The sequence below is a fragment of the Arcobacter sp. LA11 genome, from assembly GCF_001895145.1.
Taxonomy (GTDB): Bacteria; Campylobacterota; Campylobacteria; order Campylobacterales; family Arcobacteraceae; genus Halarcobacter.
Window position 1 is genome coordinate 1 of record NZ_BDIR01000010.1, and the last position, 19,346, is coordinate 19,346.

The window sequence follows — 19,346 nt, forward strand, 5'->3', positions numbered from 1 at the left end:
GTCCAGCAACACTTAACATAAGTGCTTGGAAAGAGCTAATATGCCCTTCTTTATCATGAACAGTATCTCTTAAAATATTAAACATTTTGAAAAAGTATCTAAACTGTACAAACTTAGAACTTACTGTAAAAAATATACCCAAAGCAGGAAGTAAATATATTAAAATATTTCCCCAAATAAGGTTATTTAAAAAGTCATTTATTTCAGCTAACATCTGTTTCTCCTTTTTAGTTAAGAGAAGTTTAACATGGGCAAGAGGGTTAAAAGTGTTTTTTGTATTTGAAAAGTAATAAAAAGTAAAATTATTAACTTTACTTTTTATTAGATGATTAGACTAACATTTTTTAAGAAGTTTTTTTAACCATTTTTCAGCAGTTTTTACATCTTCAAATCTTTGAGACTTTGCTACTTGGTCTTGACCTTCATAAAATCTAACTCTAATTCCATCTTCTACATGGTCGATTTTTGTTCTAGTGATTTTCGCCATATTAAGAAAAACTCTTTCATTTAATTGTACAAACATATTTTTCCTTTTTATTTTTATTGATTTTAACATAAAATTCAAAAAAGGTAAAATATTTTTTACTTTTTATTTCAATTTATCTATGTATTGCTTACTTTTGTATCTCTTTACTTTTTTTATAATTCTTATTATAATATATTTTTAAAAGGATTTACTATGAACTCTTTACCTTATTCACAAAATAGTTTTATAGATGAAATCAATTCTGTATTAGTTGATTTTTTTGAAGTATGTAAAAACTTTATATATAAACATCACAAAATATTAGGCTACTTCTAGTCTGTAAAAGTACTACTTTCCATAGTATAATCACGTTTAACTTCTGCAATTCTAATTCTATAATCTTTAAAAATAGAGTCTCTACCTTTTTTTTGTGCCGCCATATGATCAATATTTGCTTTCCAATCAAGTAATGATTTTTCATCTTCCCAAAAAGATAAAGACAATAATTTACCTTCATTTACTAATGACTGAAACCTTTCAATAGACAAAAAACCAGGCATTTTAATAAGTTGTTCTTTTAATATTGCCGCAATATCTAAATATTGGTCTTTCTTTCCATCTGCTATTTCTACTTCAAATATTACTGAATACATTAGTTTCCTCTTCTAACATTAGTAATTGTTTTTCCACCAATAGCATAATTATCAGTAGATATTTCATCAATAGTTACTACACAAGTTTTTTCACCACGTCCAAAAACTTCAACAAAAGAATTTGTCAATTTTTTTGCCAGTTGTTCTTTCTGCTCTTTTGTAGCACCACCATCTTCATGTGTCATTTTTACATTTATAATTGGCAAAATTTATCCTTTTTACAATTTCTTTTGTTCTTCAGTCATAATTGTTTTAGAGAAAAATAATAGCAAAATTCCACCAAATACAATTAATGCAGTTAAATATAATGCATAATCATAGTTTCCATATTTTTCAACAAAATATACAGAATAAAGAGGAGCCACAACTTGTCCTATTCCATAAGAAGTTGTAACAGCTCCCATCAATACAACAGGATTGTTTCCTGCAAGTTTGCCACCTAAATTCATAAATAAAGCAACTAATCCAACAAAAGTCCCACCATATAGAACTCCACTTAATAAATTTAAGTAAATATTAGAAGTCATTGTTGGAATCAAAATACCTATCATCTGTATGAATAATGTAATCATAATAATATTAACACTTCCATACTTATGAGCTAATCTCATCCAAATAATACAAGATGGTATCCCAGCTAATCCAACTAATGTCCAAGTTAAATTTCCATATCCTTCTAAGCCTTCTAATGAATTAATAATGTCCGGTAAAAATGTAGCTTGAACTACGAAACCAACACCTTCTGTAAAATATGCAACAATAATTAAAATCACAAAAAAATTAAAAAGTGATTTATCAAACTTATGTTTTACAATTTTTGTTTCTACTTTTTTATCAAAACAAAGTATATACATAGAATAAATTGATGCAACTGTTGCAAATATTGTTAATACAATCCAAGAATCTTTCCAATCTGCACCTGAGTTTAAAACAGCTCTAGATATTAAATCAGTGGTTAAAATAGAGAATCCAATTCCTGAGAAATGAATTCCCATAGCTTTTGTTTTATTTTCAAAATTTAATTTTGACATTACAATTGCAGAACCAACGACAAAAGTCATAGCTGCTCCAAATCCAGCAATAATCCTAGAAATCAACCATACTGTTTCATTTTCTGTTAAACCTAAAATAACCGTAGTTCCTATACATAAAACAATACCCATTCTAAATAAAATCACTTTTTGATTAATATCTTTTATAAACATTGAAAGTATTGAACCACTTAAATATCCAGCAAAGTTCACAGAAGCTAAAATTCCTGCAAAAGTAACTGTTAAAAATCCATCAAGCATAGGAGGAAGAAGAGATGTAAATGCAAATCGTGCAACCCCTAGGCCAATAATTACAGCAATAATTCCTGCAATTAATATAGAGATATTATTGTTTCTATCTAATAAATTTAAATTCATAAAGCTCTTCCCTTTTTTATAAATATTTTGTATAATATCACCAAAAGCGATAGAATGTCAAATATAAAATCGTGATAAGTGATATAAGGAAAAGCGATATGGATTCAAATTTATTAAAAGTTTTTGTAGCAGTAGCAAACAATAAAAGCATATCTTTAGGGGCGCAAGAGTTAGGTTTTGCACAATCTAATGTAACTTCAAGAATCAAACAACTTGAAAAATCAATTGGACAAGCACTATTTCATCGTGTTCCAAAAGGTGTAATTCTTACGCAAGAGGGAGAAAAACTTTTTAAACATGCAGTAGAAATAGTACATAAAGTAGAAGATGCCATACTAGATATGCAAAATATTGAAGAACAAAAAAAATTAATCGTTGGTTCAACAGATTGTAATGCAGCGGTAAGAATTTCATCTTTTTTAATGAAACTTCATGAAGACTATCCAAATACACAACTAGAACTTTTAACAGGAACAACAAGAGATGTTACACAATTACTTTTAAACTATAAAGTTGATATTGCTTTTATAAGTGGGGAACCAAAAGATGAAGAATTAATGGTTCTAAAAAAATATGAAGAAGAGATAGCGATCTTAGAAACAAAAAAAGGAAAATCACAAAATGTAGTTTTATCCTTTAAAGAAGGTTGTGCTTATGATGAATTTTTAAAAAACTACTATAAAGAAAAAGGAATCCAAACAGAAAAATCTCTTGCGTTTGGGAGCCTAGAAACTATACTTGCTTGCGTAAAATCAGGTATGGGTAAAACTTTACTGCCAACAAACCTTGTAGAAAAACTAGGATTTAAAGATGAATTAAAAATTACTAAACTTAATAAAAACACTGCTTATATCCCTACTTGTTTAGTATGTCGAAAAGATTATATTCCTAAAATTGCAGATTATTTAAAAAACTTAGAGTTTTAATTCTCTATCATTTTTTTTCCTTTTTCTGTAAGGTAAGGATATATATTTATTTTAAAAACAATTTTTTTTGTTTCTTGGATAGCTTCTTTTACATTTTTCCCTGTAGTTTGTGCAAAAAAATGCCAATATGAAGATATAAACCAATTTAATCTTGCTCTTAAACTAATATCCTCAATACTTGCATTTTCCATTATTTCTAAAGATATAAAATATCGTATCAAACTCTCTATTTGAGTAATCCTTTTTTTTTGATTTTTTAAAAACATTTCTTTTAATTGGGGATAAATAGCCATAAGTGTATTTATATCTCTCATTAAAAATCTATATTCCCAAAATAACTCCCCATATCTATCAAACATTATGTCAAGCTCTTTTATGGGATTATCACTATTTAATATAATTTCAAAACTATTGAAATTTTCAAATGAAAAAGACATATCACTATATAAATCTTTAATAATATCTTCTTTATTTTTATAATGATAATAAAGATTCCCTGGGCTAATATTTGCAGATTTTGCTATATGATTTGTAGTTACACTTAATGTATCTGAGTTATTAAAAAGATCTATTGCACTTTTTTTTATTTTTTGTTTTGTTTTAGATAATTTCTTTTTTTCCATATAAAAGTTTACCATAATTAGAGTAATTGCACTATTAGTTTCTTTATTTTTAGAGTAATTACTCTAATTTTAAGCTGTATGTTATAAACTAACTATTACAATTATAAACTAAGGACTTAAAATGAAACTATCTAAACCTGGTGCTGGACTTCCAAATATGGAAAGATTGATAATAAAAAATATATTAGTACCCTCCGTTCGTATTATATTTACTTGGGATATTGCACTTTTGTATCTAAAAAAAGAGATAAAACTTATTAAATCTTTAGTAGAAAAACTTCCCAAAGAACTACATCAAAAACAAGTTATTATTGATAGAGTATTTGCTATAGAAGATAATACAAGACAATTTTCAATCAATATGGTATTAGAACATCTTACAATTGCAGGTAATGCTGTTATGCTTGTAATAGAAACCTTATCACAAGAAGAAGAGTTTCAAAAAGAAATTAAGATTGAAGATGTAAAACCTAAAAAAAATAAAGAGGAACAATTATCTGAGTTTTTGGAATTTTATAACAAATATTTTGAATATATAAATAAACATCCAAAAAAACAATCAAAAACAAAGAAAAAACACCCTTGGTTTATCGAGTTTAATAACTATGACTGGAGTATATTTATGTTTATGCATACTTTTATCCATAGAAGACAAATTGAAGCTATCATAAAAAAATTAGGAGAAGATTGTGATCAATACTAATATCGTAGGAACAATGATAAGAATAGTAGGAATTTTTCTATCACTTATCATTTTTTGGTATTTAACAATAAATTCTATATATTTTATTTTTACAATAATTTTAAATATTGAATTTTCTTTTAATGTTAGTTTATTATTGCTTCTTTTTATTCTAATATTTAGAGCTTTTTATCCTAAAAATGTATTTAAATAATTATTCTAAAAAATAAAAAACTACTTTTTATTTTTCAAAACATGTTCTTCCACTACCCAATTTGCAAAAGGTATTGAAGAAGTAAATGCTGGACTTACGGCATTTAATACATGAACAGAATTTTCATCAGATTCTACTACAAAATCTTGAACTAACTCTAAAGTTTTTTTGTTTAGAAGTTGAGCTCTTATTCCAGGTGTACTCCAAGAATCGAATCCTATATCATCCATATTTTTAGTTAATTTTCTAGCTAATCCTTTTAAATGAGAAAAACTATATTTTTTTACTTCTGTAAAGGCTAATTCTCTAAATCCAAAAGCATTTGTTAAAAATAGTTTTGCTTCATAATAAATGATTTGAAAAAACTCTTTTATATTAAAATTATCAAAGCCTTTATAATTTTCTCTCCAAAAAGCTGGTATTGCAGTTGGTCCTATTTTACTCTCATTATCAACAGTAAGAGTAAAATGAACTCCTAAAAATGGATTTGCAAGATTTGGTACTGGATATATATTTGTTTTTAACTGTGAAATATTATCTTTATCTTTTAAATATATTCCTTTAAATGGAATAATTACAAAATCTTTTGAAAAATTGAAATCATTAGCAATTTTATCAGCATATAAACCTGCACAATTTATAACTTTTTTAGCTTCAAAATCACCTTTTGAAGTAAACACTTTATTTCCAGTTGAAGATTCATATTCACAACCCATTATAAGAAAAACACCCAGTTCTTGAATAACTTTTGCAAACTCTTGTGTTACTTCTTTTGGATTTACTGTTGCAGTACTTGGACATAAAAGTGCTTTCTTATAAGTTGCAACATTTGGGTACATTCTATCAAGTTCTTCTTCGTCTAACCAGTGAAGTTCTACACCATTTACATCTCCTCTTTTTTTCAACTCTTCTAAACCTTCAAGTTCTTTTTCATCTTGTGCAACAACAACTTTTTTGCAAGCATTTACTTTTAAGTTTCGCTCTTCACAAAACTCTTTAAGTGCTGCATTTCCTTCTTTAGTAAACTTAGCCTTAAGAGAATTTGCAGTGTAATAAAATCCAGCATGTAAAACACCAGAATTTCTTCCACTACTATGCATTGCAACTTCGTTTTCTTTTTCTATTACAAGTATTTTCGATTCAGGGAATCTTTCTTTTAAATTCTTTGCAATGTTAAGCCCAATAATTCCAGCCCCAATTATTAGATAATCATACATTTTTTAATATCCTAACTCTTCATTTACTAAGATTATATTTATTCTATCTTGCTCATCTGCTTTTATATATGTAAATTTATTTGCAATATTATCAAGATTATGTCTTGGTTCTTTTCCATTTATTTTTGCAAGATTATTCATTCTATCTACATTTTTTGTTGCGGCAACTTCCATTAGTCTTTTAAATCCATCCTCTAAAGTATCAACTATTTTATTTATTCCAGCAATAACTAAAACTTTTTTTGGTCCAAAGATTAATGCAGCAACTCTGTTGCCACTACCATCTGCATTTACAAGTTTTCCATCTCTTGTAATTGCATTTGTTCCTGTTACATAAATATCAGTTAACATACCTTTTCTTCTTCTATTGGTATTTTCTTCCATAGTAATACCTTTTTCATACTGATTAAAAAGTGTTATATCCTCTCTTTTAACTAAAGAATCTAAAAGACCAATATCTTTTACAGTTGTAGAACCACCAAGTCCTACACTCATACCACTTTTTATCATGGAACTTGCTAAGTCAAAGGCTTCTTCTTTTCTCTCTACAAAATGAACTTTATAACCACAACTTTCAAGCGTTTCAATTAACTTTTTCATATTCTTTTCCTTCTTTATACATCATCTTATGTAAGCCCATAGAAACAACAAATATAATCATCCCTATAATATGTGTGTTATTAACAATACCAAAGTAACTTTCAATATCAAATGCACTATCAGGAGTTAAAAGTAATACTACTGATACAGCAAATACAAATCTTTCTAAAATTGACATCTTTTTGTCCCAATAACCTTCCATAACTATTGCAAAAGCAGCAATACCAAAGATACCAAAAAAGAAAATCTCAAATCTTTCAATCCATGTTCCAGTTACAAGAGGAGTAAAAGCAAAAAGTAAAGGAATAATATACATCCCTTTTCCTACCTTCCATGATACAAGACCTGTTTTCATTGGTGGAGTTTTTGCAATAGCAGCTGCGGCAAATGCTGCAAGACAAACAGGGGGTGTTAGATTAGAATCTTGAGATAACCAAAATATTATTAAGTGTGCTGATAAAAGATACATTGTAACTTCTGGGATATCAATACCTGCATTTACAAGTGCTGCCATTTCTGGACTTAACATAAGCCCAACTAACGCAGGAGCAGAAAGTACAGATAAAACAACATATGAAGCAGTAACAGGTAATCCCATACCAAGTACAAGTGAAGCAATAGCTATTAAAACAATAGCTATTAGTAAAGAGTTACCTGACCACTCCATAATAAGCTGAGAAAAAGTAATACCAACACCAGAGATATTAATAATACCAACAATAACACCAACTGCAATAAGTAAAACACCAGTTACAATCATATTTTGACTACCAAGTGCTAAAGCTCCTAAAATCTCCTTTACACCCATTCTTTTATTTTTTGTTAAATATGATGAAGCAATAATTGCAACAATGGCAATACCTGCTGCATAAGTAGGAGTAAATCCATAAACTAAAAGCCCAACTAAAGTTGATAATGGAATAATAAAATGGAAACCTTCTCTTAAAAGTGGAAGAATTTTAATATTATTATTACTCCCTTTAATATCATTCTCTTTTGCATGAATATGAATATAAACAGAAATTGAAGCAAAATATAAAATTGCAGGTAAAACAGAAACTGCAATAATAGTTACAAATGGGATGTGAGTCATTTGAGCCATAATAAATGCCCCTGCTCCCATAATTGGAGGCATGATTTGCCCACCCGTACTCGCTGCTGCTTCAACTGCAGCGGCAAAAGTTCCTCTAAATCCTGCTTTCTTCATCATTGGAATTGTAATAGAACCAGTTGAAACTGTATTTGCAACTGCTGATCCTGAGATTGTTCCCATTAAAGCTGAAGAAAAAACTGCAACATGACCAGTTCCACCAGTAAATCTCCCAGCTACAGCATCTGATAGATCAACTATAAAATCTCCTGCTCCTGATTTTAATAAAAAAGCAGCAAATAGAATAAACATAAATACATAAGTAGAAGAAATTGTTGCAATAGGCCCAAATAAACCTTCACTTGTATAGAACATTCTATAAAGAAATCTTTCTACACTCATTCCACCAAAAGCAAAAACACCTTCAAAATGTTGTCCTAAAAATAATAAATAAGCTATACAAAAAATAATAATACCAGGGATGATATATCCTGTTGATTTTTTCACCATTATAGTTGCCAAAGCAATTGTCATACCTGCAACTATTAAATCACTCATTCTCATTTGAGAATTTGCAACTGCATATAAACTTTCTTCAAAAAACATCATATAAAAGAAAGTACTTAGAGATAAAACTGCAAAAATCAAGTTTAAAATACTTACTTTATTTTCTTCTTTTGCAGCTTCATATGTTAAAAAACCTAAAGATGCAAGAAGTGCAAAGTGGGCTGAGTTAAACCATAAATCACTAATTCCACCCCAAATATTTACACCAAAATGAAAAAGTGAAATAAAAATTGCATACACAAAAGTTATCTCTTTAAAATATTTTATTGTTATCATTATTTTATCCTCGAAATTTATAATTAAATTTATAACCTACATAAACAATAGGCAATCACTTATGTAGTTTATAAGCTAGTAGTATTTTCAAGAAGAGTAAAAAACTCTTCTTAAAATTTATATTTATTTAGCCATTAAAGAGCTAGGAATATTGATACCTTTTTCTTTATAGAACTTTGCTGCACCTGGGTGTAAAGGCATTGGTAAACCAGCAATTGCTTTTTCTAAAGCCATAGCTTTTGTTGCTTTATGAACAGTATTTAAGAAAGGTAGATTTTCATAAATAGTTTTAGTTAATAAATAAACAGTTTGCTCTGGAGTATCTTTTGTTACAACTAATAAGTTTGGTTGTGCAATTGTATTAATATCTTTTGTTTGACCTGGATATGTTCCAGATTTAATAGTAAATGGAGTCCATACAGGATAGTTATCATTAATTGCTTTTAAATTATTTGCATCAAAATCAAGTACTCTAATTTTATCATTACCAATTGAAGCAAATGCATTTGTAACAGCTGATGTAGGAGGTCCTGACGGTGTATTCATACCTTGAACTTTTCCATCTTGAAGTGCTGTTGAACTTGGAGTATATCCTAAATATTGTACATTCATTTTATTAAAATCAACACCTAATGAACCCATGATAGTTTCAGCAGATACTCTAGAACCTGAACTTCTTCCACCAATTGAAAATCTTTCACCATAAAGATTTCTTAAATCCATAATATTACCTGTTTTTGCAAAATCCGATTTAATAGTAAATTGCTCAACATTTTGCCATAACATAGATACTGATCTTAAGTTTTTCTTTGGTTGACCTTCATACTTAGCTTTTCCTTGCCATGCCATTGAACCAAAAAGACCTTGTAAAATTGCAAAGTCAACTTCACCTTTTTCTAACATATCAACATTTTCACCCGAACCTGCTGATGTAATTGCTGAGAAAGTAAGTTTTTCTTTTTTAGCTAATTTTAAAGATGCAATTGTTGCAATCCCTACTCCAACTGGATAATAAGTTCCACCTGTACTTGCAGTTGCAATAACATATTTTTGCTCAGCTTTTTTTGCACTAGCAACAGTAATTAATGATGCTGCTAATACAGAAGAAATAGCAAGCTTTTTAAGTAAATCTAATTTCATTGTAATCCCCTTTTTTTTTTCTACAATGAAAGTATAACATAGAATCGATAGAAATTGTTTCAAAATTGTTTCAAATTTATAAATTTAGTTTAAAAGCACTTTAAATAGGGCTTTAATTTTATTCTACAATATACCCAAGTCCTTTTTTTGAAACAATAAAGTCATTTTTAGATATTTTATCTTTTACTCTTTTAATAACTGTACGTAGCGTTGCATCTGAAGTATTTGTATCTTGCCATACTTCTTTTTTTAGAATCTCGTTAGTATTTATTTCACCTTTTTTTGAAATCATTGCATGAACAAGTAGTGTTTCTTTTTTTGATAGGCTAACAATATCTTTTCCATCATATAAAAGCTTTTTACTTATATCATATGTATATGTAGAATTAATCTTTATTGGTTTCTCATCAAGTTTTTTTTCTAAAGGAGCTGATTCTAATATTGAATTTTTAACTTTTTTTAGTATCTGCATAATATTTTCCACAACAAGTGGTTTTACAAAATAACTTATTACATTTAAATTTATTGACCTGAAAAGATATTCTTCATCTTTAAAAGCTGATACTATTATAAACTTTTGTTCTTCATGTATTGAAGCTATTTCTTCAAGCATTGTAAGCCCATCTTTATCTGGCATTTTTATATCTGTAACAATTACATCAAAATATTTATTTTTTTTTGAATCTTCTAAAAACTTATCAAAACCTTCTTGTCCATTAGCTGCTACTTCAACTTCATCAAAAATAGTATCAAGATAAAAACCAAGTATCTCCCTTGCATCTTCTTCATCTTCTACTAATAAAACTCTTGTGATTCTACTCATTACTACTCCTACATCTCTAAAGGTAAAGAAATTTTAAAACAAACTCCATTTTCAATATTTTCAACTTCAATATGACCTTTCATATTTGTTTCAATAATTGATTTAGTCATATAAAGACCTATTCCTGTACCTTGCGTTTCAAATTTTGTTGTAAAATATGGTTCAAAAATTCGTGAAATAATATCATCATCTATTTGTCCACCATTGTTAGAAATATTTATATTTAATTTTCCATTTTCTTTAAAAGTATTAATTTCTATATATGATTCAAACTCTTCAGTCTCTTTTCTTAGATTTATTGCATCTTGAGCATTATTAAGAATATTTAATAAAGACTGTTTTAATTCATTTTCATAATTTAAAATCTTCATGTCTTTTATATTCGTAGATAACCTTATATTATCACTATTTAATTGTGCTCTAATGATTTCTAAAGTTGAAGCAATAGCATGACCAATTGTAAATTCACTCATAGACTTCGAAGGTCTATAAAAATTTCTAAAATCATCAATTGTTTGAGACATGTATTCTATTTGAGTAAAAGACTTATCAAAATACTTATTTAGCATATTTAAATTTGCATTTTCATTTTTATAATTGTCTTTTAAAAACTGTAAAAATAAAGATACATTATTTAAAGGTTGTCGCCATTGATGGGCTATATTTCCTAACATTTCTCCCATAGCGGCAAGTTTACTTTGTTGTATTAATAATCTATCTTTTTGTCTATTTTTACTTAGTTCTTCTTCAACTTTTAATTTTAATTCCTCTTCACTAACTTTGATTTTTGTAATATCATTTATATATCCATAAAAATTTACTATATTTCCAGAGTGATCTTTTAAAATCAATGTTCTACATGAAATCCATCTAATTTCATTTGCTAAGTTTAAAGCTCTACATACAAAAGTAAAATCACTCAAATCTTTATTTATAGCTGCATTCATTGCTACTTTTACTATGTCTATATCCTCTTTATGTATTAAGTCTAGAAAATTCATATCGCCATTTTCAAAATCTTGCTTTGTAAAACCATAATTTTTTATTGAATTTGAAATATATTTTACTTCTAAGTTTTCATTGTTTAGAAGTTTAAATATAACTATTTTTCCATCTTCAACAAGTAATTCAACATCTAAAAGTTCTTTTTTCATTCTCTTATTTTTGTCAATATCCATTGACATCATAAGCATTCTTTTTTTACTAGTTTTTTTATCTACAAATAATCTACCTCGAGCAAGAATCCATTTAAAACCATCGTTTTTAGTTTTAAGTCTATATTCACAAAAAAAGTCCTCTTTTTTATTTGCAAATATCTCTTCAAAAATTTGCTCTACTTTATCTTTATCATCTTTATGAATAAGGCCAAACCAATCAGAAAAACTTTCAATCTCACCCTTGTCATATCCAGCTATTTCAAGCCACTTATTTGAAAAGTAGATTTTATTATTGTCAAAATCAATATCCCAAAGTCCATCATTTGAGGCAATAATTGCAAGTTCAAATCTATTTTTCCAGTGTTTTAAAGTATTTGTCCTAATTTGAAGTTTCTTGTTATATCTATTTAAAACATTTTTTGTGAAATTTGAGAAAAATAGAGAGAAAAGTATTAGAATTGTACTTATTAATATAATATAAGTGACAATTGTCAAAAATAGCGTGTTGTATTTATTTACAATATCTTTTGTATTAAACTTAATATTTTCATCATAATCTATTGATATCACAAACTTATACTTTGAATTATATAAACTATGATTATCAAAAGTAAAAGCTATTTCTTCATTTGCATCAAAATATTCTAATATTTCATATTTTTTACTTGTTTTTACATTTGAAAGTAATACATTTACATTATCATATAAGTTTTGATTTTTAAAATTATAAGTCATTTTAGAAAGTAAATCATAAAACCAAATACTATAATCATTTGTTCTATTTAGTAATTCTATCTCTTCAATAATAAGATTTTTCGTAATAAATCTAATATTTTCTATTTGAGAAAATGTTCCTACATAATAAGTTTTTCCATCTATATTTATAATATCAAAGAAACTTAACCTCAAAGCTCCTGTTAAATCATTTTTCCACTCTTGAAGATTGTATCTTCCTTGAGAATATATATATTTTAATACTATGTTTCTATATTCTTTTTCATACTTCCCAAATATGAGATTTGATAAAAACTCTATTCTATCATGCCCATAAAAGATATCTAAATTTTCTTTTTGGAAAAGCACAATATTTATATCATTTGATTCTTCATAACTTTGAAGAAACTCTATTGTTTTATCTAAAGGCATATTAAAAAAATTTGATTTTAAACTACCTATAATCTTATAAGTATGTTCTTCAAGTATTTTACTTAAACCAAGTAACTCTTCACTTACTCTTTTATCAATTAAAGTAGAAAAGTTTATTAGTTTTTCTTTTTTATCAAACTGATTATGTAATATCTCTTTTTGATTTAAAAGATCTAAATCTCTATTTTGTTTTGATTCTAAAATAATATATGTGATGATTATTGAAAAAAGAGAGAGTATTACTATAAAAGAAAGAGGTATTATTTTAAATATCTTCTCTATGTATTCTAAGTTATAAACTTTTTTATATTTTTTTGAATTCATATATTATGGTAACATAGAAAACACAAAAAAGTCAAAATTGTTTCATTAATGTTTTATTATTGTTTGGAAATATTGCCTATATTTTTTATGCTAAGTTAAATATCTTCAAGTTTTTGATCTTTTTTTTCATTTTTATTTATAACTATTTTAAACTCTGCACCTTTATAATTTATATGCTCATATTCAAAATCAACATTTTGGACACTTAATTTGCCTTTCATATGTTTTGAAACTATTTCTTCTGACATATATAGACCAATTCCTGTACCTTGTGATTGATGTTTAGTAGTAAAATACGGTTCAAAAATTCTATTTATTACACTATCCTCTATACCACCTGCATTATCTTTGATACAAATACAGACATTGTTATCTTTAAAAAAAACATCTATAAATATAAAAAGTTTTTGATCTTTTTTATTTATTAGTTCATCTTTTGCATTATTTAAAATATTTATCAATACTTGAATAAGTTCATTTTCAAATCCATATATCTCAATATCTTCAATATTTTTTATAAAACTTATATTGTTATTTATAAACTGTGAATTTAAAAGTGTAAATGTTCTTTCAAAAGCATTCGAAATTTTAAAATATTTTTTATTTTTATTAGGTTTAAAAAAATCTTTAAAGTCATCAATGGTATCAGAAAGATAATATGCAGAGTTTATAATCTTACTTGTGTAATTATCTACTTTCTCTTTATCTAATGCTCCTATCTCATAGTTTAGTTTTATACCACTTGCTGTTGTTGTAATTAAAGAAAGAGGTTGTCTCCATTGGTGAGCAATATTACCAATCATTTCACCCATAGCAGCTAGTTTTGATTGTTGAGCTAATATATTGTTTTTTTCTTCACTTTGATTAATTTGCTTAATTAAATTTACTCTCATAGTATTTATAGATTCTGTTAGTATATTTAATTCATTAAATTTAGCCTTTGTAGTATTATTGATTTTTAAAGGTTTATGTAAATTTTCTAAAGAGAGTTGATTTGCATACAATGCCATTTTTTCAAGTGGGTTAGTCAATAGTTTTTTCATAAAAAATATAATTGATAGTGATATTAAAAGCATTTTTATAATTTCTGTAAAAATTATACTAATTACATTACTTTTTAACTCTTTGTACATAGGAGCTAAATCAGCTATTACAATTAATTCCCCAATTTTATGTATTTTAGAATCAATAACTTTTTCTATTTCAAACTCTTTTTTTATAATATTAATCTTTTTTATTTTACCTACACTAATTGTCTTTTCATCATTTTCAATAATCTCGGCATAGATAACTTTTTCATTGTTTACAAGATTTTTTAAAAAAATATTAACTGCAAGATCATCTATATTCCATAAAGATTGGGATAGTATTGGAACTTGATTTTTCTCTATACTATTTAAGCTTTTTTCAAAACTATTAAGTTGGTTTTCATATTGTTTTTTTATTTGAATATATACTGATATAGAAGTTACAACTAAACTAATCAAAAATATTAAAAATATTAATTTATAAGAAATTTTATTCTGCATACTGCTCTTTTATTACATTATATAGTACATTGTAGCAATAATAGTCTTACTAAGTCAATATTAAATTAAGTGTTGCATTTATTATAATCTAGTAACTAATTATTGCTAGTTTTACTTATAATTTCATTGATATTTATAGATTCTACAATTGATTCAAGTCTCTTCATTAATTCATCAGCATTTGGATAATATTTAGAAAGAACAAGAAAAACATTGAGCTGATTTATTGTATTTGATTGTATTTTAGAAATAGAATTTTTTGATATTATATCCTTTGCAGCAGATTCATAATCTAATAAATAGTCTACTCTGCCCAACTCTAGCATACGAAAAGCACTGTTGTGTGTATTTGTAACTTCATTGGTGATATTGTTTTTTGGGTCTTCAATAAACTTTCGTAGTTTTCCATAACTATAACCTCTTATTGTTACAATACTCTTTCCAATTAAATCCTCTTTAGTAATAACAGGTGGCTTATCACCAATATAATATATATTCAAATCTGTACTATACACTGGCTTTTTACTAAAAATACAACTTTCAAGTAAAGATGATGCCCGAACTAAAATTGAAAAATCTGTTTCACCATTTTTTAAATTACGAAATAGACGTTTAGCAGGATATGCTGTAGAATTCCATGATAAGTTTGCTCGTTCAAATAGCTCTTTAGCAACAGACAACATAGGAGTTATTGGTTGTTCTTTACCATTAACTGTTGCAATAAATATTGACTGGTTTGGATAACCATATTTTATTTCAGTTTTATTTTCAATATTGTTGTTAAGGTCCGCAGAACAATTTACCACTAAAATCAATATAAGAGAATAAATAGTAAATATATTCTGGAAAATGTTTTTGTTTTTTTGAACTTGAGTACTTTTTAACATGTTAAATTTTCCCTTCAACTAATATTTTCATATAGTTTCTTCTGACAATTTAAAACAACTAAATAATCAGATACTAATTATTTAGCATATTATTTTTAAGCATTTTTTATTGTTATTATCTAATAACATATTTTAGCATATAAATCTGATAAGCTGGTACTAATTAATTTAACTTTCGATTCTTTTACTCTTTAAGGTAGTTTCAAGCCCTTGTTTTGGAGCTTGTGGAATTAAAAAAGAAAAACCAAATGACAATAAAGCAATACCAGTTCCTATTATAAATACTAAAGAATGAGAATATAACCAAACTAATCCTAATAATACTGGTAAAAAAACAGCTGCAATGTGATTTATCGTAAATGAAATAGCACTTGCACTTGCAATATCTTTTGGATCTGCAATTTTCTGAAAGTATGTTTTAAGAGCAATAGCCATAGAAAATAATATGTGATCAATCACAAATAGAAAAAATGCAATATATACATTATCTACAAAAGCATAAGAGAAAAATACTAACATCAACCCTAGATACTCAATTCTTAATGTAATTCTTTCTCCAAATCTAGCAATAAATCTACCAATTTTAGGCGCAAAATACATATTTAATATTGAATTTATAAAAAGTAACGCAACCATGTTATGAATATCTACACCAAACTTTTCAACAAGTAAAAAACCCGCAAATACTATAAAAATTTGTCTTCTAGCACCTGCAAAAAATGTTAGAACATAAAATAACCAGTACTCTTTTTTCAAAACTAACTTTTTTTCTTGAACTACATCATCTTTAAAATGCTCAAATGCTATCCATGCCAAAATTCCAGTTAAAAATGTAGAACCACCAAAAAACAAATACACATACTTATACTCAACTGAATAAAATTTCATCATAATATAAATTATCACAAAAGCTACCAGTCCTGTAAAAGATTTTGCGGCAGTAATTTTCCCTAAAACTATTGGTGCTTTATCTTTACTCAACCATTGAAGAGATAAAGATTGATTTAAAGTTTCAAGATAGTGAAATCCTATTGACATAATCACAGTAGTGATATAAAGCCCTATAGCAGTTGGAAAATATCCAGTTAGCATAACACCAATACCTAACATTATCATAGATATATAAGCTAATCTTTGTTGAGCTATAAACATAATTGCAAGAATAACAGTAAAAGCCAAAAATCCAGGTATTTCTCTAAGACTCTGTAAAATACCAATCTGACTTCCATCAAAAGATGCAACTTCAATAACAAAATTATTAAGAAGACTCATCCAAGCTGAAAATGAAAATACCATTGAAATAGCCATCACATAAAGTAAGGCTTCTCTTGATTTAAATAAATTTTTCATTTAATAATACTTTTTATTAATTTTTGCGAATAGTATCACTAAAGGTTAATTATGTCAAATATTTAATAGTGATACTTGATATATAAATTTTTAATACTATTCTAAAACTTCAAGCACAATCTATTAGCTAAAAAAAGTCTATTTTACTTCTTTTAACCATTTATAAATTGCAGCTCTAGATACATCTAAGGCTTTACAAAGATAGGGAATAACATTTCTAATAGAGAAAATACCTTCACTATTTAGATGAAGTATTAACTCTTTTTTCTCTTTTGTTTTTAACTTTTCTAAAGAAAGACTCTTTTCATTTAGATATTTATTTATTAAATCATGAGTATGAACTTTCCAATCTTGAGAGAAAAGAGTTTGAGGTTGATTCTCTTCTTCTATATTTAACAACACTTTTAAAGAATCATACATCTTTTCAAAAACTTCTACTTTAAAATTTATACAAAGTATTCCTATAGCATCTTGCTTGTTATCTCTAAGGATTGTAGATATAGTTTTTAATCTTGTCCCATCAATATTTACTTTACTATATGGTCCAATAATATCACTATCTACAGAGTTTAAGTCTTTAGGATCACTTATCATAGCATCACCAGCTACTCTTTTTGAAAAAGAATTTACTATATGAGCTACTTTTCTAGATTTAACATCATGTAAAACGACTTCTACATTTGGATGAAAAAGTTTTCCTATTGAGTCACATAAAGGAATAAAAGTTTTTAGTTGTTCATTCATAAGATGAATAATACAATAAAAGAAATTAAATACAATATATAGATATTTTGTCTATTAAACTATACTATCTTGACATTTTGTCTATTAAATGTCATAATTCCTCCATAAAAGAAAAAATTAAAAGGACAGACATGTTAAGAAGAGTATTAGTAACTGGTGGAAATAAAGGTATTGGATTAGAAGTTGTAAAAAGATTTCTTGAAATAGACTATGAAGTAATTGTAGTTGCTAGAGATTTTTCAGACTTTCCATATAAAGAAAATGAAAAAACAACTATGATTGAATATGATTTGTCAGATGTAGAAGGTTTACCTAAACTTGCAGAGCAAGTAGGCGAAATAGATACACTAATTAATAATGCAGGATTTATGCAACCAAAATACACTTATGATAATTATCCAAAAGAGGCAAAAGAAAAAATCATGAATGTAGATCTTCATACTCCTGTTGAATTAATAACAATCTTTTCAGAAGGCATGAAAAAAAGAGGATATGGAAAGATTGTAAATACTGCTTCTATTGCGGGTCAAATTGGACATCCAGATATTTGGTACGGTATTGCAAAGGCTGGAATTATTAATGCTACAAAAATATTTGCAAAACTATTAGGATCCCATGGAATTATTATAAATTGTATAGCACCAACTCCAGTAGAAACTAATATGCAAAAAGATAATTCAGAAGAAAGAAAAGCTGAGTTTAAAAAAATACTTCCTTGTGGAAGATTTGCAGAACCTGAAGAAGCTGCAGAAGTTATCTTTTGGTTAGCTACAACTTGTCCCGAATATGTAAATGGTACAACAATTGATTTTAACAACGGTTCATATGCAAGATAGGCTTTTGTCTATCTTGCTCAAACTTTTTAATTTTATAACTATTTTATAATATCAACTAAAAAAGCACCTCTAAAATCACCTGATTTATAGTTTATAGCTTTATCATTAGGATATTTTTTTGAAATTATCTTGTACGCTTCTGGGTTTCTTTTTTCATCATTTCCATGGCAATTTAAACATTTACCTGAAATTATAATTGGTTTATATACTTGATAATGATTAGTTGATTTTTGTTTTACTATCATATCTATTTTTTCACCATTTGATAATTTTGTTTTGAATTCTTTGAAAACTTCTAATTGTTCTTTAGTTGCTTGAGCATTTGAATTTCTTGGCTTATCAGTAATTCTTTTTAACTTTACACCTTCATCTAAAGTTTTAGATACATTCTTTGTTAAAGATGATGCATGAGTAGAACAAAAAGTAGCAGCATTAAGTAAACCACCCTCTTTTACTTTCATATTAAGAGTACTTTGTAAAGAACCTGCAACAGTCTTTATTGCTTTCATTGCTTTTAACTTCATTTCTTGTTCAGTTTTTGTATCTATTGGTTCAACTTGCGGTTGATTAATTGAACAGGCAGTAAATAATAAAACAATACTTAGTGTAGACAATATTAATTTTTTTTGCGTTTTCATATTATTTCCTTATTTAAATTATAATATAAAGTTAATTTTATATATATTA

Annotated in this window: 20 protein-coding genes and 1 pseudogene; 4 read left to right on the forward strand and 17 right to left on the reverse strand. The window is 26.7% G+C overall.

Translation table 11 applies throughout. The features are described 5' to 3' along the window. Positions 1-214 (reverse strand): annotated as a pseudogene (locus BT997_RS11165) (sodium:alanine symporter family protein); the annotation flags it as partial. A 120-nt stretch (positions 215-334) separates the two neighbouring features. Next, complete coding sequence (locus tag BT997_RS11170) at positions 335-523, reverse strand: sodium-dependent tyrosine transporter (RefSeq protein WP_072681986.1); 189 nt, start codon at positions 521-523, stop codon at positions 335-337. A gap of 156 nt (positions 524-679) precedes the next feature. On the opposite strand from BT997_RS11170, the gene BT997_RS15720 reads away from it, so the two are divergent. Next, entirely contained in the window at positions 680-802 is a 123-nt protein-coding gene (locus tag BT997_RS15720; protein ID WP_258239478.1) for a hypothetical protein, read from the forward strand. Here BT997_RS15720 and BT997_RS11175 read toward each other — a convergent pair. The 3 genes from BT997_RS11175 to BT997_RS11185 are packed head-to-tail and all read right to left on the reverse strand — an operon-like array spanning position 799 to position 2,528. Next, positions 799-1,119: an antibiotic biosynthesis monooxygenase gene (locus BT997_RS11175; RefSeq protein ID WP_072681987.1), complete on the reverse strand. Its 321-nt coding sequence runs from the start codon at positions 1,117-1,119 to the stop codon at positions 799-801. The genes BT997_RS15720 and BT997_RS11175 overlap by 4 nt on opposite strands. Then, on the reverse strand, positions 1,119-1,325 hold the full coding sequence (locus tag BT997_RS11180; protein ID WP_072681988.1) for a 4-oxalocrotonate tautomerase family protein: 207 nt from the start codon (positions 1,323-1,325) through the stop codon (positions 1,119-1,121). Before BT997_RS11180 ends, BT997_RS11175 begins: the two co-directional genes overlap by 1 nt. Positions 1,326-1,337: 12 nt before the next feature. Continuing rightward, the gene (locus tag BT997_RS11185; protein ID WP_072681989.1) at positions 1,338-2,528 is read right to left on the reverse strand and encodes a YbfB/YjiJ family MFS transporter; all 1,191 of its coding nucleotides are present in this window, start codon (positions 2,526-2,528) and stop codon (positions 1,338-1,340) included. A gap of 98 nt (positions 2,529-2,626) precedes the next feature. Between BT997_RS11185 and BT997_RS11190 the strand changes: the two genes are divergently transcribed. Next, complete coding sequence (locus BT997_RS11190) at positions 2,627-3,454, forward strand: LysR family transcriptional regulator (RefSeq protein ID WP_072681990.1); 828 nt, start codon at positions 2,627-2,629, stop codon at positions 3,452-3,454. Here BT997_RS11190 and BT997_RS11195 read toward each other — a convergent pair. Further along, positions 3,451-4,077 carry a TetR/AcrR family transcriptional regulator gene (locus BT997_RS11195; RefSeq protein ID WP_072681991.1) on the reverse strand — a complete coding sequence of 209 codons (627 nt, stop codon included), beginning with the start codon at positions 4,075-4,077 and terminating at the stop codon, positions 3,451-3,453. The genes BT997_RS11190 and BT997_RS11195 overlap by 4 nt on opposite strands. Before the next feature lie 121 nt (positions 4,078-4,198). Here BT997_RS11195 and BT997_RS11200 point away from each other — a divergent pair, with 121 nt between their 5' ends. Further along, on the forward strand, positions 4,199-4,780 hold the full coding sequence (locus BT997_RS11200) for a hypothetical protein (RefSeq protein ID WP_072681992.1): 582 nt from the start codon (positions 4,199-4,201) through the stop codon (positions 4,778-4,780). Between the two features lie 213 nt (positions 4,781-4,993). Here the strand turns inward: BT997_RS11200 and lhgO are convergent, their stop codons facing one another. The 10 genes from lhgO to BT997_RS11255 all read right to left on the reverse strand — a co-directional run bounded on the left by lhgO (position 4,994) and on the right by BT997_RS11255 (position 17,823). Further along, the gene (gene lhgO, locus BT997_RS11210; RefSeq protein WP_072681994.1) at positions 4,994-6,190 is read right to left on the reverse strand and encodes an L-2-hydroxyglutarate oxidase; all 1,197 of its coding nucleotides are present in this window, start codon (positions 6,188-6,190) and stop codon (positions 4,994-4,996) included. Positions 6,191-6,193: 3 nt separating this feature from the next. Then, the gene (locus BT997_RS11215) at positions 6,194-6,790 is read right to left on the reverse strand and encodes a lactate utilization protein (RefSeq protein ID WP_072681995.1); all 597 of its coding nucleotides are present in this window, start codon (positions 6,788-6,790) and stop codon (positions 6,194-6,196) included. Next, the gene (locus BT997_RS11220; protein ID WP_072681996.1) at positions 6,774-8,723 is read right to left on the reverse strand and encodes a TRAP transporter fused permease subunit; all 1,950 of its coding nucleotides are present in this window, start codon (positions 8,721-8,723) and stop codon (positions 6,774-6,776) included. Before BT997_RS11220 ends, BT997_RS11215 begins: the two co-directional genes overlap by 17 nt. Positions 8,724-8,846: 123 nt before the next feature. Further along, the gene (locus tag BT997_RS11225; RefSeq protein WP_072681997.1) at positions 8,847-9,863 is read right to left on the reverse strand and encodes a TAXI family TRAP transporter solute-binding subunit; all 1,017 of its coding nucleotides are present in this window, start codon (positions 9,861-9,863) and stop codon (positions 8,847-8,849) included. 118 nt (positions 9,864-9,981) lie between these two features. Further along, complete coding sequence (locus tag BT997_RS11230) at positions 9,982-10,686, reverse strand: response regulator transcription factor (RefSeq protein WP_072681998.1); 705 nt, start codon at positions 10,684-10,686, stop codon at positions 9,982-9,984. A gap of 8 nt (positions 10,687-10,694) precedes the next feature. Beyond that, on the reverse strand, positions 10,695-13,313 hold the full coding sequence (locus BT997_RS11235; protein WP_072681999.1) for a PAS domain-containing protein: 2,619 nt from the start codon (positions 13,311-13,313) through the stop codon (positions 10,695-10,697). A 95-nt stretch (positions 13,314-13,408) separates the two neighbouring features. Then, entirely contained in the window at positions 13,409-14,842 is a 1,434-nt protein-coding gene (locus BT997_RS11240; protein ID WP_072682000.1) for an ATP-binding protein, read from the reverse strand. Between the two features lie 95 nt (positions 14,843-14,937). Continuing rightward, positions 14,938-15,729, reverse strand: coding sequence for an ABC transporter substrate-binding protein (locus BT997_RS11245; protein WP_072682001.1), 792 nt, complete (start codon positions 15,727-15,729; stop codon positions 14,938-14,940). Positions 15,730-15,897: 168 nt separating this feature from the next. Then, the gene (locus tag BT997_RS11250) at positions 15,898-17,079 is read right to left on the reverse strand and encodes an MFS transporter (protein ID WP_072682002.1); all 1,182 of its coding nucleotides are present in this window, start codon (positions 17,077-17,079) and stop codon (positions 15,898-15,900) included. Between the two features lie 138 nt (positions 17,080-17,217). Continuing rightward, on the reverse strand, positions 17,218-17,823 hold the full coding sequence (locus BT997_RS11255) for a transcriptional regulator (RefSeq protein WP_072682003.1): 606 nt from the start codon (positions 17,821-17,823) through the stop codon (positions 17,218-17,220). A 131-nt stretch (positions 17,824-17,954) separates the two neighbouring features. Here BT997_RS11255 and BT997_RS11260 point away from each other — a divergent pair, with 131 nt between their 5' ends. Continuing rightward, positions 17,955-18,659, forward strand: coding sequence for an SDR family NAD(P)-dependent oxidoreductase (locus tag BT997_RS11260; RefSeq protein WP_072682004.1), 705 nt, complete (start codon positions 17,955-17,957; stop codon positions 18,657-18,659). Positions 18,660-18,697: 38 nt separating this feature from the next. Here BT997_RS11260 and BT997_RS11265 read toward each other — a convergent pair whose 3' ends face one another. Continuing rightward, the gene (locus BT997_RS11265; RefSeq protein WP_072682005.1) at positions 18,698-19,297 is read right to left on the reverse strand and encodes a DUF3365 domain-containing protein; all 600 of its coding nucleotides are present in this window, start codon (positions 19,295-19,297) and stop codon (positions 18,698-18,700) included. Positions 19,298-19,346: the final 49 nt, after the last annotated feature.

Coding starts and splice junctions, on each gene's coding strand:
- BT997_RS11170 (WP_072681986.1), bottom strand. CDS start 523: ATGTTTGTACAATTAAATGAAAGAGTTTTTCTTAATATGGCGAAAATC.
- BT997_RS15720 (WP_258239478.1), top strand. CDS start 680: ATGAACTCTTTACCTTATTCACAAAATAGTTTTATAGATGAAATCAAT.
- BT997_RS11175 (WP_072681987.1), bottom strand. CDS start 1,119: ATGTATTCAGTAATATTTGAAGTAGAAATAGCAGATGGAAAGAAAGAC.
- BT997_RS11185 (WP_072681989.1), bottom strand. CDS start 2,528: ATGAATTTAAATTTATTAGATAGAAACAATAATATCTCTATATTAATT.
- BT997_RS11190 (WP_072681990.1), top strand. CDS start 2,627: ATGGATTCAAATTTATTAAAAGTTTTTGTAGCAGTAGCAAACAATAAA.
- BT997_RS11195 (WP_072681991.1), bottom strand. CDS start 4,077: ATGGAAAAAAAGAAATTATCTAAAACAAAACAAAAAATAAAAAAAAGT.
- BT997_RS11200 (WP_072681992.1), top strand. CDS start 4,199: ATGAAACTATCTAAACCTGGTGCTGGACTTCCAAATATGGAAAGATTG.
- lhgO (WP_072681994.1), bottom strand. CDS start 6,190: ATGTATGATTATCTAATAATTGGGGCTGGAATTATTGGGCTTAACATT.
- BT997_RS11215 (WP_072681995.1), bottom strand. CDS start 6,790: ATGAAAAAGTTAATTGAAACGCTTGAAAGTTGTGGTTATAAAGTTCAT.
- BT997_RS11220 (WP_072681996.1), bottom strand. CDS start 8,723: ATGATAACAATAAAATATTTTAAAGAGATAACTTTTGTGTATGCAATT.
- BT997_RS11225 (WP_072681997.1), bottom strand. CDS start 9,863: ATGAAATTAGATTTACTTAAAAAGCTTGCTATTTCTTCTGTATTAGCA.
- BT997_RS11230 (WP_072681998.1), bottom strand. CDS start 10,686: ATGAGTAGAATCACAAGAGTTTTATTAGTAGAAGATGAAGAAGATGCA.
- BT997_RS11235 (WP_072681999.1), bottom strand. CDS start 13,313: ATGAATTCAAAAAAATATAAAAAAGTTTATAACTTAGAATACATAGAG.
- BT997_RS11240 (WP_072682000.1), bottom strand. CDS start 14,842: ATGCAGAATAAAATTTCTTATAAATTAATATTTTTAATATTTTTGATT.
- BT997_RS11245 (WP_072682001.1), bottom strand. CDS start 15,729: ATGTTAAAAAGTACTCAAGTTCAAAAAAACAAAAACATTTTCCAGAAT.
- BT997_RS11250 (WP_072682002.1), bottom strand. CDS start 17,079: ATGAAAAATTTATTTAAATCAAGAGAAGCCTTACTTTATGTGATGGCT.
- BT997_RS11255 (WP_072682003.1), bottom strand. CDS start 17,823: ATGAATGAACAACTAAAAACTTTTATTCCTTTATGTGACTCAATAGGA.
- BT997_RS11260 (WP_072682004.1), top strand. CDS start 17,955: ATGTTAAGAAGAGTATTAGTAACTGGTGGAAATAAAGGTATTGGATTA.
- BT997_RS11265 (WP_072682005.1), bottom strand. CDS start 19,297: ATGAAAACGCAAAAAAAATTAATATTGTCTACACTAAGTATTGTTTTA.